This window comes from Mojavia sp., from assembly GCF_059505145.1.
This window is the reverse complement of sequence record NZ_JCACKA010000063.1, coordinates 225207-243669: the sequence shown is the minus strand read 5'-3', so window position 1 is coordinate 243669 and position 18463 is coordinate 225207. Positions and strand designations below refer to the sequence as shown.

Sequence of the window (18463 nt, the reverse complement as noted above, 5' to 3'; positions counted from 1 at the left end):
GAATCTTCTTAATAATGATTATCAAATGTTGATAAATCATCAGTTAACTTAAATTGTGTTTAATGATTAATAAAATCTAAAGAGTAGGAAAAAATAAAATAATAATTCGGTACAATTACTGATGGTGTTAAAACTATTTATTGCAATAAATTGATAAATCATCAAGATAGAAAAAACTTGCAAAATCTTAACTAGTGAACTCTAACGAAATCAGTCAAACTGAGGTTAGTTGGATATCAAAGAAGGCTGGCGTACAAATTAAATTATGAAAGCCAGGGAGTGTAAAAAACAATGTCACAGGACAAGCTGTTGTGTACCCGCAGAGCAGATATTCTCAAAACTATCCCAAAAGTAAATGAAGCTTGCCTGCAAGAGAAAACAGTTTTGGAGAAGTTTTTTGAATATCTCTGATGGAGAGTAGTACACAACAGTTATAGGAGCTAATAGCCTTCAGGCAATCATGATTTTAACTGGACAGCACACTAATATGGGGAAAGAATCAATCGCCCCTCAACTGCCTCAACAACTAAAGATATTCCAACTACTAACTAACCTCACGAATCAGCGACTTACCCATTTACCCGATCTATTAGAAGTAATAGTAAAGGAAGTTTGTAATGCTGTTGATAGCGCTCAACTTTGTCTAATAGCGTTATATAATCCTCAAACTCAATATTTAGAGTTAAGCACAGCCGTGGGAATAGGTGTAGAAAAATTGTCTTTTCTTAAGCTGAATGACACTTTGGCAGACGAAGATGTCTTCTGGGGTAGGAAAGATGAATATATATTCTCTCATGAACCTCTTAATACCAAGTCAGGTTTACTAGCCCAGGTATTTGCCACAGGTGTTTCGCAGATGTTTCAAAAAATCGAGTGTGTTGATGAGAACTTCTCTACATCTGCGTTTGCCTCAGTTCCATGCTGCTGTGCTTTCACACCCGCATCAATGTATGTCGTAGCTATAGAGTCAGCACAAGCAGGACGATTGGGAGTATTGGCAATTGGTAACTGGGAAAATCCTTATGCCTTTAATACTGCTTCTCAGCAACTTTTGGATGCAATTGGTGAGGTAGCAGCGATCGCCATCAATAACGCCAAAATGCTCAAAACCTTGGAAGAGAGGGAAGAACGCCTAGCCAAACAAAATGAAATTCTTTTAGAACAAAACCGCGAACTCGAAAAAACCCGGCACCAAATTCAGCTACAGAATCTGCAACTTTTAGAAGCAGCAAATTTAAAATCTCAATTTTTAGCTACCACATCCCATGAACTCCGTACTCCTCTCAACGTGATTTTGGGCTTATCACAAGTATTGTTGCGCCAACGTAACTCCAGCTTATCTGAGCCTCAAGTAGAGATGGTGCAACGCATCCTTAATAATGGCAATCACTTACTGGACATTATTGAAGATATGCTTTACTTTGCTAAGGTCGAAGCCGGCCGTCTATCATTTCAAGTCGAAGAATTTAACTTAACTACTTTGGTCTTGACAACCGTAGCTGAACATCGTTCCCTAGCAGAAGACAAGTTATTAAATTTGCAACTAGACATCAATCTGACGCATCCTTTAATAGTGAACGATCGCGCCCGCCTCAAACAGGTTTTAGCCAAGCTGTTGTTAAACGCTATTAAATTTACAGAAACTGGTAGCGTAGAAGTTAAAGTGTGGGAAGTTTCTAGCGACAGAATAGCGATCGCCGTTCAAGACACGGGCATAGGTATTGCTGAGTCTGACCTAGAATCTATATTTGAGCAATTACGGCAAGTCGATCAGAGTAATACTCGCAAGTATGGCGGTATGGGTTTGGGGCTAGCAATTACCAAATCATTAGTGCAAATTATGCAAGGCACTATTAGTGTCAATAGTAAGCTTGGTCAAGGTTCTACTTTCTACATCGAATTGCCTAGACAAGCCAAGTTTGAGGATTGATTCTTTTATTAACAAAGGCAGAGGGCAGAAAGCAGTCCCAATGAAACAAGATTCATAGCCATGTATGAAAATGTTTTTCTTCCCCAGCTTCCCCAGCTCTTTCAAGCTAGAAGGGATTTATTGTTTCAGGAGCGTTGAGCGATTCTGAGTTTGGCTGAACGCGATCGCGGATTGCGAGCAATTTCCTCTTCTTGGGCAATAATTGGTTTTTTAGTCACAACCTGCAACAAAGGGGAATTTCTTAAACTATGCTTTACCAGGCGGTCTTCTAGACTGTGAAAACTAATAATAGCGATTCTGCCACCAGGGACAAGCGCCTTCGGTGCTTTATCTAGTAAGGTTTCTAATGCTTTTAACTCGTCATTGACTACAATTCGTAGTGCTTGAAAAACACGGGTAGCTGGGTGAATTCTCCCATGACGATATTTAGGAGGAACAGAAGAAGCGATCGCCTCCGCCAGATCAACAGTCGTATGCAGCGGACGTTTTTCGACAATGCGTCTAGCAATGCGTCGTGATAATCGCTCTTCACCATATTTAAAGAAGATATCTGCTAATTCAGCTTCATCCCAGCTATTAATCACCTCAGCAGCAGTTAATGATTGTCGCCGATCCATTCGCATATCTAAACTTGCAGCGTGGCGAAAACTAAAACCGCGATCGGGCGTATCCAAATGGTAAGAGCTAACCCCTAAATCAGCGATAATTCCATCAAAAGTTTCAGATGGAAACTCATAAGTAGCAAAGTTGCTGAGGATAAATTGTACGCGAGCCTCCTTTCCAGGCGCTGATGCTACTGCTTCGTTAATGCTCCCACCATACTCAGCTAAGTACTTCTGCGCCGCTGCTAAAGCATCCTCATCTTGGTCAATTGCCGTGACTTGCACATCCAAAGCAGCTTCTAGAATCAGGCGACTGTGACCACCACCACCTACTGTTACATCTAAATAACGCCCACCAGGGCGTATCATCAAACCCTCAATTACCTCCCGACTCAATACGGGAATGTGCGAGAACGTCTGTTCTTTTGGATCTAGCGGTATTTGTGAATCTGATTCCATGTTTAATTTTTACTTTTTCCAAATATAAAGATAAACTTCATAAATAGCAAACTTTAGAATTAAGTACAGTAAATTTTTCCCCTATGGATTTAAGCCTTACGATAGATGACATCTCGTCACGGACGGATTTTTAGGAGTTTTCAGCCTAATTATTAACGAATATAAAACGCATGATATGATACAGACTGATTTGTAAATAGGTATCTTTGCTTATTTAAATTGTGAAGATCAGGTATTACACTAAGCTAGATCAAAAATTCCAGGGTACGGGAAGGTTAATAATTTCCAGTTCCATTACGAACTATCCTGAGATGTAGAGTTTGCATTTACTACCGTGAATTCACCACTGATTAAAGTCAAATTTCTTATTGACCAAATAAATTTATGTGGTAGTTTGTAGCAGCAAAGAATTTTCTCATTCACACCAAATTCATCGTTATTTGGAGGTGGAAGGTTTTACAAATATGTGGATCAAGCAAAAAATACCTAGCGATTGCAAATCGCATCTATACAAACAAATGCTTAGGCACGAATTTCATCAGAGAAATGTTTTCACAACTTTAACTGGCAGCCTAGTAACAGGATTTTATCAATTTGGAAGAACAATTAAATACTGCTGGCGACTTCTAGCAGAATCAGTGCCGTTTTTACTAGCTTGTGGAGTGTTATTGAGTGCAATCAGCCTAAAAAGTCCGATACTAGTAATGTGCTTACTGGTAGGAAGTTGGATAGCAATAATAACGCACAAGATAGGAGACAACTTAAAGATATCAAAGCGATGGGCGATCGCCATACAAGCAATAGCAGCATTATTGCTGTTAAGTGTATTTTGGCTAGATTACTTCGCACTACCAGCACAAGCGCAATTTTTTAAGAAAGCTGAAGACTTTTTTCAAAATACCCTAACACAAGGAGCAAGCACAAATAGCGGCACCCAAGCAGCAGTAGGATTAGTATTTAATGTACTACGGGCACTTTACTTACTGTACATAGCAGTTGCCTTAATAGGAGTAGTCAACGCAGTGCGTAAAGATGAAGATTGGCAAAATATAGCCAGAACACCTTTATTAGTAGTTGTAGCAGTCACAATTGCGGATGTACTTACAGGATTTGTAATTGGTGATACCAGCAAATAGTTGATCTTGAGAAATACATCAGAAAAAGCAAGCAAAGCGTTATGCCTCAAGAGCAAGAGCAAGAATTCCGTCCAGTAAATCAAATACTAGGAAGTCAACCATCATTAGGCCCCCTACCAGCAGATCAAATATTTCCTTGGACAGTGATTGCTCTAACTGCCTACTTTATAATCAATGGAATTTTTGGTGGACTATTTCAAGACGAATTTAAAAAATGGTTGTGGACAATACTACTTGCTGGATGGGGGATGGCGACATGGTGGATATTAACTGGTGGTAGGAGTTGGAGCTTTTTAAGCAAATTTATTGGTGTTCCCGCTTGGACAAGAGGCTTTGCTCGTTATCAAAGCTTGTTAGAAGTGAATCATGAAGCAAAAAATCGGAAAACAAAGCATCGGCATCGCCGGAAACGTAAGTCGATTAACGCCTTTTGAAGATAGTTTACACCTGGCAACCATGTTGCGTGTTGCCCTCAATAGACGTGACATCGGCGCTTATATATTAACTAAAGGAGGACAAAAAGATAAATTTTGCTTTGTTTTCGGTTTTGAGTGCCGGGGTATTCATACTACCTTAAGAGCCGAAGAGATTGAAACTATATTTAATAACATTGAAGCAGGGTTAAAAGACATCCCCGGTGGCGAAAAAATGACATTGCACTTGGGGTCTTTTATCTCAGACACAGAGCGGCAAAAAGAACTAGCAACCTTAGGAAAAAGAACGCCATCACGAGATATACAATATTTATTGATGGCAGAAAGAGCCAGAGCCAAAGAACTCACAAATTCTGGCATTCGTAAACCAAAATTTCTTAAAATCTACGTCACTTACACTGTTGAGCCAAGTGCTGCTGGTACAGATGACTTGATCGAGAAGCTATTAGCAAAATCTGAAGTATGGTGGTTAAAGTTCAAAGGTGAAATTGCTGACGCAGAGAACCAGCGCCTAGAAACCCTGATTACAAATGCTTATAAACAAGGATTTAGTCGCTGGGAACAACTCTTATCGAATAAGATGGGCTTAGATATTAAGCCTTTAACAGCTGAGCAACTCTGGGGAGAAATCTGGAGAAGATTTAATGATACACTGCCCATAGAAATTCCCCAATTACTGACTTTGGATGAAAATGGGCTGCATGAACAAGTTTATTCAGACTTAGCTAGTACTAAACTCCTAGTAGATAACATTCACAGTACAACGTTACTGATGGAGTCTGGTGTACCTTGTGCAGATCGCCGCTGGGTGAATGTTAACAATCGCTATATCGGCGCAATGACATTTCTGGAAAAACCCGGAGGATGGCAAAATAAATCGTCTCAATTGCGTTATTTATGGGAACTACTGTCTCGTGAAACAGTAGTAGACACAGAGATATTCTGTCAGTTAACTGCGGCTAACCCAGCATTAGTAAAAAATACATTGCAAAGGGTACTTAAGCAGTCAAACATGACAGCGATGATGGCGCAAGAAAAGAGCAAAACAATTGATGTCAATGCGCAGCTAAAGTTAAAGAAATCAGTAGCAGCGCAAGAACAATTGTATGAAGGAGCAGTACCTATTTATACAGGTATAGCGATTTTTGTGCATCGTCAGACTGTTGAGCAATTAGATGAAGCCACAAGGTATATTGAAAACTGTTTTCAACGTCCAGCAAAGGTAATTAGAGAAACAGAATATGCCTGGAAAATTTGGCTGCAATCGCTACCGATAGTCTGGGAAGGTTTGTTGGTAAAACCGTTTAATCGGCGTCAGTTGTATTTAACCAGCGAAGTTCCCGGATTAATGCCTTTAGTGTTAACCAGAACTGGCGATCGCCAAGGTTTTGAGTTAATCGCAGCCGAAGGCGGAACACCTGTACATTTGGATTTGTTTACCCAACACAAAAATTTAGCCCTGTTTGCCACAACTCGTGCTGGGAAGTCAGTATTAGTGTCAGGAATTTTAACTCAAGCTTTGGCGCATAATATTCCTGTAGTAGCATTAGACTTTCCCAAACCCGATGGCACATCTACCTTCACCGACTACACCGAGTTCATGGGGGAAAATGGAGCCTATTTTGATATTTCTAAACAATCAAATAACTTATTTGAGCAGCCAGACTTACGTTTTCTCAGTTCAGAAGAACAGCGCGATCGCCTGCTCGATTATACCGCCTTCCTCGAATCAGCCCTAATCACAATGGTTTTAGGCACATCCAGCCAAAACCAGCTATTATCGCAAACAGTACGTTCCCTGCTGAACTTAGCTTTAGAAGCGTTTTTTGCAGATGCAAGTATCAAACAGCGATATCAACAGGCGATCGCAGAAGGTTTTGGTAGTCAAGCTTGGCAGCAAACCCCAACTTTAAGAGATTTTCTCTATTTCTGCTCACCAGAATACCTGCAATTAGATTCTATTAGTGGCAGAGTTGAGGATGCACTGAGTCAAATTCAACTGCGCTTACGTTTTTGGCTTTCTAGCCGTGTGGGACAAGCGATTTCTGCACCATCAAGTTTTCGCACTGATGCACAACTTTTAGTATTTGCATTGAGAAACCTATCTGATAGTGAAGATGCAGCAGTGTTATCTTTGAGTGCTTACTCAGCAGCACTGCGTCGTGCATTGAGTAGTCCGGCTTCGATATTCTTTATCGACGAAGCACCAATTTTATTTGAATTCGACCAGATTGCAGATTTAGTCGGCAGAATTTGTGCTAACGGTGCTAAAGCTGGTATTAGAGTCATTTTATCTGCACAAGACCCCGACACGATCGCCAAATCCAAAGCTGCATCGAAAATACTGCAAAACTTAAGCACAAGATTAATCGGTCGGATTCAGCCAGTTGCAGTCGATAGTTTTGTCAATATCTTGAAGTATCCCAAAGAAATTATTGCGCGTAATGCCACAGAAAGCTTTTTTCCGCGCAAAGAAGGAATTTATAGCCAATGGCTGTTAGATGATAACGGCATTTATACTTTCTGCCGCTACTATCCCGGTTATGAACAATTAGCAGTAGTAGCTAATAACCCCAATGAACAATCGGCTCGTCAAGAAGTGATGCGTCATTACCGCGATAAATATGAAGCTATTTCTGAATTTGCGCGTCAATTAGTTGCTTCGCTGCGTGGTGGTTAATGCTTGAGGAAATTAATACATTAGTCAAAATTAAATTCAGTATGTACAATCTTGATCCAACTTAAACAACAGGTACAATGTATGCGAAAAACTACCATTACCATTTTGACTCTTAGTTTAGGTTTTCTGATAACCTTACCAGCTACGGCACAATTAGGTAAAGTTTTAGCTGATTTTCAATCATATTCGGGAGATTTACAAACTTATCTCAAAAATAATTTGAGTCCAACATTAAAACCTCTAGAAATTCAGTCACAAAATGCTATCAGCGATTCTACTGGAGAGTTAAACATACCTAATCCCGTCGCAGCAGGAGATAGAATTTTAAACGGGCTAATTCTCAACTCAGTGTCAGATAAATTTGAGAATAATTCAGTAGTAAAATTAACATCAACCACCCAAGAAATAAATCGTCTTGTTACCCGTAGTTCCATAGCAAGTAATTTGGGTAAAGCCGGACAAATTAGGGCAAAAATCAAGCTGCAAAATACAGAAGAAAGTCTAGACAATATTGCAAGAGTTGTCAGCGAAGCAGAAAAAGCTAACCAAACTTTTCTCGGTGAAATTCAAAAACAAATCGGTCAACTTGCTACTACAGCTACAACAGGAAATATCCCAGGTATGGGAGGACTACTTCAAGGTAGTAGTAATCAATCTGATTTGCAATTGCAAAGTATTAAAATCCAAAGTGAACAATCGAAAATGCTTGGTGAATCACTTGCTCAAAGTATGCATATAAATCATTCTTTGCAGTATTCTAATCTCAATTTAGCAAATATTTCTCAGCAGATGGAAGAGACTAATCGTGCGCGCCGAGTAGATTCATCTGCGGAAGCTGCAAGATTGTTACGCACTACTTCTCAAATGGATTTGTTTGGCAGACAAGAGAAGTAAAACTCATCATCCTCAAAAAGCTAATTTCTATTTAGCTTGCAAGTTAGCTTAGGATTTTGACTAGTTTTCTGCCTAACTTGCTGTGAAAAGAAAGCCAGTACCTAAAAATGCAGTTTTATATTTTACAAATTTCTGCTGACACAGGCATCAATGATATTCTCGGCAATGGCGCTACAACTGCCAAAAGTATTGCCGAAGGTTGGGACAATCAATGGCTAAATCTATTACAAAACGATAGCAGTAATAACTTATATGGCGCGTTGACAAAGCTGGGTGTATTTTTTGCGGTAGGAACTCTGCTTTTCTTTGTCATGCAGTGGTTAAAAGATGTTTTAGACAGCGATTATTCCCAGCCGATATCGGGGATGATTTGGCCTTTTCTGGTAGTCATATTATTAACTAATTCAGGAGATAAGAGCATACTTGCTGACCTCACGCTAGGTGTCAGGAACTTTATCAACTCAGTAAATCAACAAGTAATCGTAACTGTAGATACTAACCAAATTTACCAGCAAGCACTCAATATGAGTATTGCCGAAGAAGTAGCTGGTTCTTTCCTACGTCCTTGTCAGTCGCTTACTGGAGAACAACAATCACAATGCTTTAACAAAGCCAGTGAAAAAATTAATAATCTCTGGCAAGGATATAAGGATTTATACGGAAATAAAACTTGGATTAATAGGCTAGAAACTAAGGTAAATCAAATTAAATACGGCACAGGAAATATTTCAGAAAATTCATTTAATGCTTTGTTAGGTTCTACATTTCAAACCACAATTAAAAACTTTTTAATTTCATTGCAATATGCTTTCCAAAATTTGATGGAGGCTACCATGTTGCTGATAGCAGCTTTAGGGCCATTAGCGGTGGGTGGGTCTTTGCTACCTGTAGCAGGTAAACCTATTTTCGCATGGCTAACCGGATTTATATCTATAGGCATTGCTAAGATTTCATTTAATATTATTGCTGTGTTAACTGCGGCAGTTATTGTGAATGGGCCAGCGCAAGATGCTAATGCTGATCCTGACTTAATGTGGTTCATTATATTTTTGGGAATTTTAGCACCGATATTATCTTTAGTTGTGGCTGCTGCTGGAGGATTTGCAGTTTTTAGTGCTATCAGCAGTATGACTGGATGGGTAAAGGATAGGGTATAGGATTGTCCTCAATGTAATTGCTAATTAGCGCTAATTTTTAGGGAGGGGTATTTAATCAGTGGTACGTTTACTGCAAAAGAAACAACGCACCGGAAGCATTTTAACTACTTTTGCAATTGCCACCTTTGGATTGCATCTATTAGTTTTACTGTTCTTAATCTTCCAAGGGTTAAATATTCGTCAACTCAGTTTGCGAAAACAGCCAAATTTTGTGCAGATGATAGATGGCAAACCTGTAGCTGTTACTGATGATTTAGCGAGAGAACCGCAAGCCATTCGCCAGTTTGTCAGTAAAACTATGACATCCATGTTTAACTGGACGGGGACATTACCGCCACAAACTATCGAAGAAGTTAGTAAACCCAAACCAGATTTAGGAATACTTATTAGAACTCCCCAAGGTGGTAGCCAGAGAATTACCACTACTAGTTGGATAGCTAGTTTTGCTTTTTCTGAAGATTTCCGTAAAGGTTTGTTAGGCCAAATTGCACAAATGACTCCACCAGAAGTTTTCTCTAACAATCCTCAGCAGATTATCTCAGGACAGTTAGTTATCAAGCGGATTTATCCTCCTAAACAAATTGAACCAGGTAAGTGGCGTGTTGGGATGGTCGCTGATTTAATTCAAAATAAGCAAATTAATGGCAAAAGAGTGATTATTCCCTTCAATAAAGACTTACTTGTGCGTGCGATCGATTATTTTCCTTATCCCCAACCTGATAGTACAACTGACCTACAACGCGCTATATCTATCATCCGTTCTGATAAGCTTGAAATTTTTGAAATGCGTAATTTGTGTCTTTTAGATGCATATAATAGCTTGAATGAAAAGAAATCAACTAATTGCGTCACTAACGGTCAATCTGATAACTTCATCAGGTAAATTTTTACCTTAATTTTTGACGTTGCAATTTAAATATTTGATTATTAATGCACCTACTTAAGCCAGAAAATCAGAAAAATAGTATTCTACCTTTGTTCGCAGTCGGAACATTTGGTTTACATTTGTTCACTTTACTGGTAATTATGTTTCATGGTTCTATTTTGCAGCAGGTAAATCGTCAAGCCACACTTCAAAGTTTGGTACAACTTATTGATGGACGTGCTATAACCGTGGACGCTCAAGAAAATTTAGAGCGACATCCAGAAACGATTCGGCGCTTTATAGGTGAAACCATGACTCTCATGCTTACCTGGTCACAACAACAGCCGCCAAAAACAGTCTGGGACATTAGTTCTGACTTGATAACTGATGAATTTCAGCCTAAATTCCAATCGGAAATTACTAATTTAATCTCTAATAATAAATTAGGAAATTTCAGTAAATTTACGGAAAATATATTGGTCATTCAGAGAATTTCTCAGCCTACAAAAATAGCCGAAGGTAAGTGGAAAGCGGAAATGATTGCTAATCAATTAGTTTTTCAGGGTTCTGATAGACTTGGTGAGTCAATTCCGGTAAATAAAAAAATTTTTGTCCAAGCTATAGATGAACAAGCAACTTCATTACCTAATGCACCAACTCCATTAAACTTAGGAGTTTATCGCCTCGGTGAAGCTAGACTAAAAATTTATAAAATCTGTGATATGAAAGATACAAATTGTTCTGAAAACTAACCCTAAGATGACTATGACTCGCTATTCAGTGTCCGCAGAAGTTCCTCAAGAAATTTTAATTAGTCCCGCAGTTGATAACTATCAACCAGAAGAAGCTTCTTCAGATTGGGAATCACGGATGGCAAAACTGGTAGGTTTAGAAGATGAAGAAGGATCTCTATCTGCTAGTGGCGAAAAATTAGAAGACTCAACCACCTCGCAGCCATCGCCTTCTCAACAGTCAAAAGTTGCCACTGAGCAGCGCCTCTCATCTAATCCTTTTGCTAAGTTAGGTTTGGTGGGTACTGCCACTCTAGCTGTAGTGTTATTTGCTGGTGTATTTTTGACGCAGCTTATGGGTGGAAGCAATCAAAAGCCAAAAAAGAAGAATATTATTGCTTCAGAAGTAGCAGCACCAGTAATCAATGAATCTCCACGCCCAGAGTTAGAAATAGAGGCACTAAAAACAAAATTAGCTTTAACTGAACAATCAGAAGCTGTAAAATTAGCTCAACAACAGCTGAGAAATACACAGGTGAACTCTTTAGGGAGTTCCAGAGACGGACTGACAGCGGGAGTGCCAAGGACATCAAAATCTACATCAAAAGTTGATGTGCCTAAGATAGTCACAGTTGAACGTATAGTTCAAGTACCCCAATCTCTGCAACCCACTAACTATAGGCCTGCATTACCCAACTTAGTAGCTGCAAGACCAGATACTCAACCATCAGTCAAAGTAACTCCATCACCTACAATGAATCCGCTTCAGACGTGGGCCAATTTGGCGAAGTTGGGTAGTTACGGTCAGGTCACTATTAGCGATCGCCCCCGTGATCATATTTCTGCATCAGCAAACAATCCCAATGTGGAGCAACAGGCAACAAATCCTGAAGTTGATCCAAGGCAAATTGACCCTACGCAAACACCAGAATCTATTGCTGCTGCGAACAAAGCAGAGAAAGAAACTTTAATCGCGAACAAAGAAACTAAGCAGATTTCAAAATCCTTGGCAGTAGGGAATAGTGTCAAAGCTGTGTTGGCAACCGCTGTATTTGGAGCAGCAACTAACTCCACATCTAGCGATAGCAGCGAAAGCCAAAAAAATGTATTTGTGGTACGTTTAACAGAACCGTTAACAGGTGCAGATGGTCAAGTAGTTATTCCTGCGGAGACTGAGCTATTAACTGAAATTCGTTCTCTTTCTGAACAAGGCTTACTACAGCTAGATGTGGTCAAAGCTATTACAAAAAATAATGGCGAGATCACAGAAACCAGCTTACCGCCAAATGCAATGACGATTCGCGCTCCTCAAGGTAAACCCCTCGTCGCACAACAATTTCCAAATCAAGGATCATCTATTGCCGGGATGGATGTAGGATTATTCGTCTTGGGAGGTCTTGGTAAAGCAGCTGAGTTATTTAATCGTACTGAAGCTCAAGTTGTAACTACGACTTCAACTGGTACTATTGTGAGCAACACTAACCCTACACGCAACATCTTGGCTGGAGTTTTTGAAGGTGGTATGAATACCGTAGTTCCGCAAATTGCCCAACGTAACCAACAGGCAATTTCCGAAATGATGCAGCGAACTAACGTTTGGTTTCTACCAGCGGGAACAGAAGTTGAAATCTATGTCAATCAATCTATGCAGTTTTAAGGGGTCAGCAGTGAAGTATGGCAATACTTCTTTCTTTAATTCCTTTTTAATTGCTACATATCTCTTGGTTTGCAGCCATGAAAAAAAACATTAACTTTCGAGCAAATATCCCAAATAATCCGTTTTTCTTGCCTCTAGCTTCTCTGACTTTTGTGGCTGCAATGTTATTTTGGGCAGGTCGGGCTGTAGCTGATAATTCAGTTCTCCGCTCTATCTTTTCCTGCCAAGCCCAAGGTTTAGGGGGAGCAGTACCTACCATCAAAATTTGGTATGAACAGGGTACAAACTTAAACTTTATTCCATCTGGAGAAAAAATAAAAAAAGTTTGGTTAAATGACCCATCACAAGTAACTATAGATTTTGATGGCCCGATGTGCGCCCAGTTCAATCAAGAAGGTTCTGGTAGCGTAGGAGATTGCCAAAACTCGGCAGCGAACGTAATTCAACTCAGACGCATTAAAAAATTAGCAATTCCTGGAGTAGTTAGTACTAAAAATACGCTTTTAACAGTGATTACTGAAGGGCAAGACAAAATGAAGCTGTATACTTTCCGAGTCATTTATGGAAATGGTGACCCTGAATATCATACTTTAGCAGTTTTTCCTGATACTCCTTCTGCAAATGCAACCCCTTGCGTAAGGCCTCCACAGTAAATATTTCCAAGTTGTTTAACTAATTAGAGTAATCATAAAAACGGCTTAATTGAAGAGTTTTTGATTTAGTATTGCTAATTAACTGGTGCAGCGTCGCACGGAGCGCAGTGCCAGAGGCGATCGCCAAAGCCAATTTTCTACCTTTGCCTTGATATAATTTAATAATTGCCAGATAACTGCAACTTATAAACTGTCGTTTTCCCTACTATTGAATTTGGGTGTGTAAAAAACTTAACTTAATTTTGCCATCCTGCATCTAAGCCTCAAGGATATTGCAGGTGGAGGTGGCAGTAAAATTGTTAGCCAGGGGAAGATGGCTCAACGTCATTAGATGAAAAAATTCCTGCACATCAATTCTTTGCCTATCAAGCTTCATATAATAATTGAAGAAGTGCAACAAAATTAAACATCAACCAAAATCCCTCAGCTGCCATCTTCTCTCCAACCTACCCCTATAAGAGCCTTACTTTGGCAGACACAATAAATTGGGTCTGGTTGGCATCTACGCGATCCAATTCTAAATTTTCATGAACGGGAGAACACTGTATCTATGGCAAGAATAGAAACCCGCACTGAACCTATGGTGCTCAATATGGGGCCGCACCATCCCTCAATGCACGGCGTTCTACGACTAATTGTTACCCTGGATGGCGAGGATGTCATTGATTGTGAACCCGTAATCGGCTACTTACACCGGGGAATGGAAAAAATAGCCGAAAACCGCACCACGATTATGTACGTTCCCTACGTCAGCCGATGGGACTACGCAGCGGGGATGTTCAACGAAGCAGTCACCGTCAACGCCCCAGAAAAACTAGCAGGTGTTGCTGTACCTAAACGCGCCAGCTACATCCGCGTCATTATGCTGGAATTGAACCGCATCGCCAACCACTTGCTGTGGTTTGGGCCATTCCTGGCTGACGTGGGCGCTCAAACTCCCTTCTTTTATCAGTTCCGCGAACGGGAGATGATTTATGATTTATGGGAAGCTGCTACTGGTTACCGGATGGTAAATAACAATTACTTCCGTGTTGGTGGCGTGGCGGCTGACTTACCTTATGGTTGGGTAGATAAGTGTTTAGAATTCTGCGACTACTTACCACCCAAAATTGATGAGTATGAACGCTTGGTTACTGATAACCCCATCTTCCGGCGACGGATTGAGGGTATTGGTACTATCACCCGCGAAGAAGCAATTAACTGGGGACTCTCTGGCCCAATGTTACGCGCTTCTGGGGTGAAGTGGGATTTACGGAAAGTTGACCACTACGAATGTTACGATGACTTCGACTGGGATGTACACTGGGAAACTGCTGGTGATTGCTTTGCCCGTTATGTGGTGCGGATGCGGGAAATGCGCGAATCTGTGAAGATTATTCGCCAAGCAATTAAAGGACTTCCTGGTGGGCCTTTTGAAAACCTAGAAGCCAAGCGTCTAGCTGCTGGGAAAAAATCAGAATGGGATGCTTTTGATTATCAGTACATCGGCAAAAAAGTTTCTCCTTCGTTTAAGATTCCCAAGGGTGAAATTTATGCCCGTGTAGAAAGTGGTAAAGGCGAACTAGGAATTTATCTGGTTGGTGATGATAACGTCTTCCCAGCACGGTGGAAGATTCGTCCCGCTGATTTCAACAACCTGCAAATTCTTCCTCACTTACTCCGAGGAATGAAGGTGGCAGATATTGTGGTAATTCTTGGCAGCATTGACGTGATTATGGGTTCTGTAGATAGATAGCTGTAGCGTTTCTGATTTAAATACAGAACATAGTGGGGGCACAACATTGTTGTGTCCTTGCTGCTTTCAAGGGGTCGCAACGAGAATCCTTAATTCAATCAAATTTCAGGTTTGACACTGCTTTATCAATATCCAAGCTCAAATATTTATCTAATGCCAAATACATCCAGCTCAGAGGCATTTGTGTATCTTGGTTAGTTTTATGATACCCAAGAGATGATACTAGTTGTTCATTATTGGGGTGTATGAGTAGGGTATAGATATCGCAGAGGTTAGGAAAATCAGCTTGGATACGAACTAATGTTTTCTGTGCATCCTTGAGAAATTGAGATAAATTAATGAGTTGCGTATAGGGCGAATCAATTTCCCAACTGCGGACAAAAATCGAAGTACAATTGCGATCGCCTGGTATAGCGATTTGAAATGGATCAATGTCTCCAGTTGTACTCAGGTAAAGACTATGACGAGGCGGGAGAAAAAAATTCGCTTCAGATTCTCGCGCTACAGGATACAAGACATAAAAACCCACAGCATCTTGAGTATCGCTACGACGCAGCACCCGCATACCAGTAGGATAGTGCTCTGCCCAGCCACGTAAGATTTTAGCAATTCTGTGAGGTAATCCAGTGGTTTTTTTGTTCATCCAGCTATAGTTGCGGGCTAATAAACTGGCAATAGGGATAGTGTCAGTTCGGGGATTGAATTCGTCTGGAAAAAGCTTGATTGATGCTTTGGCTTCTGTGGAGTCTTGAAGGTTAGGTGATAAGGAGCGAATCCGAATACAAGTTGTATTACCATCAAAGTTTTTTTCAATTAGCCCCAAAGCGACGAGCTTATCAATCATCATACCCGCCGAGCGATCGCTTCCTCGGTCTTTTTCGCCATAGAAAATTTCTTGTGCTTCTCGATGAGTACAAGGAACAAACCCATTTGGTAAATCGAGTTGGGTTAAAGGTTTTTGTAAAGCCTTTCCTAGTTCTTGCTGTTGTTTGAGCAGTAAATAAGCCCACAGCTTGACGAAATATTCTGCTCGGCGGCGAGTCATTCCCAGCCGCCCTTGTAACTGAGCAATATATTTACGCTGATGCTCAACTGGGAACCATTGGTCAATGCTGTGTGGATTCATATAATTAGACTCCTGGCAAACTGAGCATTTTGCTGTGACTCGCCTGCATCAATCACCTACAAAAAACTTCACTTCACTTCATGGAGATTCCGTAAACTTCAACCAACAACACTTGACATCAACGGCATTACTTAACTTACCGCTTACTCATTGCACATACATAATTTCGACACTCAAAATTCAGCTAAACATCTCAATTGATTTGAACTGATGTTTAGGTTTGTTATTAATGCTGAGTTTGGGGGGAATTAATTATGTTAGTTACAACTGAGAAAACTAATCTTATTTCAGCATCTATCGTAAGCAATAAATTTAACACAACATCTGTAAAAGATCACAATTTGCAGATTGATTTGCTCAAAGCTATGATTGAGAGCTTTGCTGACGGTATATTAATACTGTCAACCGAAAGCGAGTTAGTCCATGCTAATGAGTATGCTCGCTATATTTGCCGTCAATTAATGCCAAAAGAAGCTGCTAGTAATGCAGTACCGCAAGAAATCTGGCGTGTTTGTCAGTCCTTGATTGAAAGCCGTGAGTTATTTCCAGAAGAAAAAATCATTATAGAGTCGGAAATAGAACGAGACTCAACAGTTAAATTACGTATTCGGGCTAGATGGTTACAGATGGGTGCTAGCCAATACAACTTTTTGTTAGTCACGATAGAAGACTGTTATCAGTATAGTCAAAGTCTGGCGATCGCAGATGCTAAGAAATACCATTTAACAAACCGTGAAACAGAAGTTTGGCTGCTACGTCGAGCTAACCTTTCCTATAGAGAAATTGCCAATCGCCTCTATATTACTATCAACACAGTTAAAAAACATCTGAAAAATATTCATGCTAAACAACAGGAGACAGAGAATTTCAATGAACATAAACTCGCAAAACTGGAAGGTTTACGGCACTTTTGTTGAGGGCTTCCAATCAAAAAAATATCCGATTTGTAGTGGAGTGGCAAGATTAAATTTGTGCAGAAAATATGGTTCTGCTGATATGGGCATCTTGTCGTACATAGCACAAGATAATTCTAATAAATTATTTTAGCTGTGCTATGCCACTAAAAAAATTGGATAATTTATTTTTTGGTGTTCGCTTGTTTTATGCCAATTAATAATTCTCGGTTTATTACTTATAGCCCTGCTTATACAATCGTCCCTACTTACGAATGCTTTAATCGCTGTACATACTGTAACTTTAGGACTGACCCAGGTAAAAGTCCCTGGATGGCTCTATCAACAGCAGAAAGCATTTTACAACAACTCCGAAGCGAAAATATTTGCGAAATTCTCATTCTTAGCGGAGAAGTACATCCTCAATCACCAAAGCGCGAAGAATGGTTCCAGCGGATTTATGACTTGTGTGAATTAGCTTTGGCAATGGGATTTCTGCCACACACAAATGTCGGGCCGCTCAGTTTTGCGGAGATGCAAAAACTGAAAAATGTTAATGTTTCAATGGGGTTAATGTTGGAGCAATTAACACCAAACTTGTTAAATACCGTCCATAAACACGCACCAAGCAAATTACCACAAGTGCGATTACAACAATTGCAGTGGGCTGGAGAATTACAGATACCTTTTACCACAGGTTTATTGTTAGGAATTGGGGAAACATTTGATGATTGTTGGGAAACCTTAGCAGCCATATCTCAATTGCATCAAACTTACCATCACATTCAAGAAGTTATTTTGCAACCCCACAGCCCCGGAAATCAGCAAACCTTTGATGCACCACCTTTTGACCCTCATCAACTACCAGAAGTAATTGCCAAAGCACGTCAGATTTTACCCCCAGATATTACAATTCAAATTCCGCCAAATTTAGTCAAAGATGACCAATGGCTACTCGCTTGTATAGAAGCTGGCGCGAGAGATTTAGGCGGAATTGGGCCAAAAGATGAAGTGAATCCCGATTATCCTCATGTTCAGGAGCAGGCATTGAGAGAAATTTTACAGCCTGCGGGGTGGAAATTAGTGCCGCGTTTACCTGTTTATCCGCAGTTTGATGATTGGTTGTCGGGAGAATTGCAGGAGGCGGTGAGACAATGGCGAAAGACCTTACATTAATTTTTAGTTGTGTATACCCTGCGGTAGGGACACAACATTGTTGTGCCCTTAGTTCATTAATGAGTATTAGAACTCCGTCAGCGAGTATTAGAACTCCGTTAACGAGGCTTTGAGCTTCATTCACGAGGATATTTTCTCCGTCAACGAGTCTTTGAACTCCGTTAATGAGGATATTTTCTCCGTTAACGAGTCTTTGAGCTTCATTCACGAGGATATTTTCTCCGTCAACGAGGCTTTGAGCTTCATTAATGAGGATATTTTCTCCGTCAACGAGTCTTTAAGCTTCATTCACGAGGATATTTTCTCCGTCAACGAGGCTTTGAGCTTCATTAATG

Annotated in this window: 15 protein-coding genes and 1 pseudogene; 14 read left to right on the top strand and 2 right to left on the bottom strand. The window is 40.2% G+C overall.

The genetic code is table 11. The features are described 5' to 3' along the window. Positions 1 to 487 precede the first annotated feature (487 nt). A complete protein-coding gene (locus AC5JL8_RS13395) occupies positions 488 to 1930 on the top strand; it encodes a sensor histidine kinase (RefSeq protein ID WP_495880260.1) in 1443 nt (480 codons plus the stop codon). Positions 1931 to 2055: 125 nt separating this feature from the next. On the opposite strand, the gene rsmH is transcribed toward AC5JL8_RS13395, so the two are convergent. After that, positions 2056 to 2991, bottom strand: a complete 936-nt coding sequence (rsmH, locus tag AC5JL8_RS13390; protein ID WP_495880259.1) for a 16S rRNA (cytosine(1402)-N(4))-methyltransferase RsmH — start codon at positions 2989 to 2991, stop codon at positions 2056 to 2058. A gap of 518 nt (positions 2992 to 3509) precedes the next feature. On the opposite strand from rsmH, the gene AC5JL8_RS13385 reads away from it, so the two are divergent. The 10 genes from AC5JL8_RS13385 to AC5JL8_RS13340 all read left to right on the top strand — a co-directional run bounded on the left by AC5JL8_RS13385 (position 3510) and on the right by AC5JL8_RS13340 (position 14933). Beyond that, complete coding sequence (locus AC5JL8_RS13385; protein WP_495880258.1) at positions 3510 to 4127, top strand: hypothetical protein; 618 nt, start codon at positions 3510 to 3512, stop codon at positions 4125 to 4127. 41 nt (positions 4128 to 4168) lie between these two features. Beyond that, on the top strand, positions 4169 to 4561 hold the full coding sequence (locus tag AC5JL8_RS13380) for a hypothetical protein (protein WP_495880257.1): 393 nt from the start codon (positions 4169 to 4171) through the stop codon (positions 4559 to 4561). Further along, positions 4494 to 7241 (top strand): putative type IV secretion/conjugal transfer ATPase, encoded by a 2748-nt coding sequence (locus tag AC5JL8_RS13375; protein WP_495880256.1) that lies wholly within the window; start codon positions 4494 to 4496, stop codon positions 7239 to 7241. The genes AC5JL8_RS13380 and AC5JL8_RS13375 overlap by 68 nt, the downstream gene beginning before the upstream one ends. Positions 7242 to 7322: 81 nt before the next feature. Then, the gene (locus AC5JL8_RS13370) at positions 7323 to 8135 is read left to right on the top strand and encodes a hypothetical protein (RefSeq protein WP_495880255.1); all 813 of its coding nucleotides are present in this window, start codon (positions 7323 to 7325) and stop codon (positions 8133 to 8135) included. A gap of 107 nt (positions 8136 to 8242) precedes the next feature. Beyond that, positions 8243 to 9292, top strand: coding sequence for a hypothetical protein (locus AC5JL8_RS13365; RefSeq protein ID WP_495880254.1), 1050 nt, complete (start codon positions 8243 to 8245; stop codon positions 9290 to 9292). 58 nt (positions 9293 to 9350) lie between these two features. After that, positions 9351 to 10175, top strand: coding sequence for a hypothetical protein (locus AC5JL8_RS13360; RefSeq protein ID WP_495880253.1), 825 nt, complete (start codon positions 9351 to 9353; stop codon positions 10173 to 10175). A gap of 47 nt (positions 10176 to 10222) precedes the next feature. Beyond that, entirely contained in the window at positions 10223 to 10909 is a 687-nt protein-coding gene (locus tag AC5JL8_RS13355) for a hypothetical protein (protein ID WP_495880252.1), read from the top strand. A 13-nt stretch (positions 10910 to 10922) separates the two neighbouring features. Further along, positions 10923 to 12545 (top strand): TrbI/VirB10 family protein, encoded by a 1623-nt coding sequence (locus tag AC5JL8_RS13350; protein ID WP_495880251.1) that lies wholly within the window; start codon positions 10923 to 10925, stop codon positions 12543 to 12545. 77 nt (positions 12546 to 12622) lie between these two features. Further along, entirely contained in the window at positions 12623 to 13198 is a 576-nt protein-coding gene (locus tag AC5JL8_RS13345) for a hypothetical protein (RefSeq protein WP_495880250.1), read from the top strand. Positions 13199 to 13748: 550 nt separating this feature from the next. Then, positions 13749 to 14933 (top strand): NAD(P)H-quinone oxidoreductase subunit H, encoded by a 1185-nt coding sequence (locus AC5JL8_RS13340; RefSeq protein WP_495880249.1) that lies wholly within the window; start codon positions 13749 to 13751, stop codon positions 14931 to 14933. A 94-nt stretch (positions 14934 to 15027) separates the two neighbouring features. Here AC5JL8_RS13340 and AC5JL8_RS13335 read toward each other — a convergent pair whose 3' ends face one another. Continuing rightward, entirely contained in the window at positions 15028 to 16059 is a 1032-nt protein-coding gene (locus AC5JL8_RS13335) for a hypothetical protein (protein ID WP_495880248.1), read from the bottom strand. A gap of 254 nt (positions 16060 to 16313) precedes the next feature. Here AC5JL8_RS13335 and AC5JL8_RS13330 point away from each other — a divergent pair, with 254 nt between their 5' ends. The 3 genes and pseudogenes from AC5JL8_RS13330 to AC5JL8_RS13320 all read left to right on the top strand — a co-directional run. Further along, complete coding sequence (locus tag AC5JL8_RS13330; RefSeq protein WP_495880247.1) at positions 16314 to 16976, top strand: helix-turn-helix transcriptional regulator; 663 nt, start codon at positions 16314 to 16316, stop codon at positions 16974 to 16976. 186 nt (positions 16977 to 17162) lie between these two features. After that, entirely contained in the window at positions 17163 to 18128 is a 966-nt protein-coding gene (gene cofG, locus AC5JL8_RS13325; RefSeq protein WP_495880246.1) for a 7,8-didemethyl-8-hydroxy-5-deazariboflavin synthase subunit CofG, read from the top strand. Positions 18129 to 18237: 109 nt separating this feature from the next. Next, positions 18238 to 18463 (top strand): annotated as a pseudogene (locus tag AC5JL8_RS13320) (hypothetical protein); the annotation flags it as partial.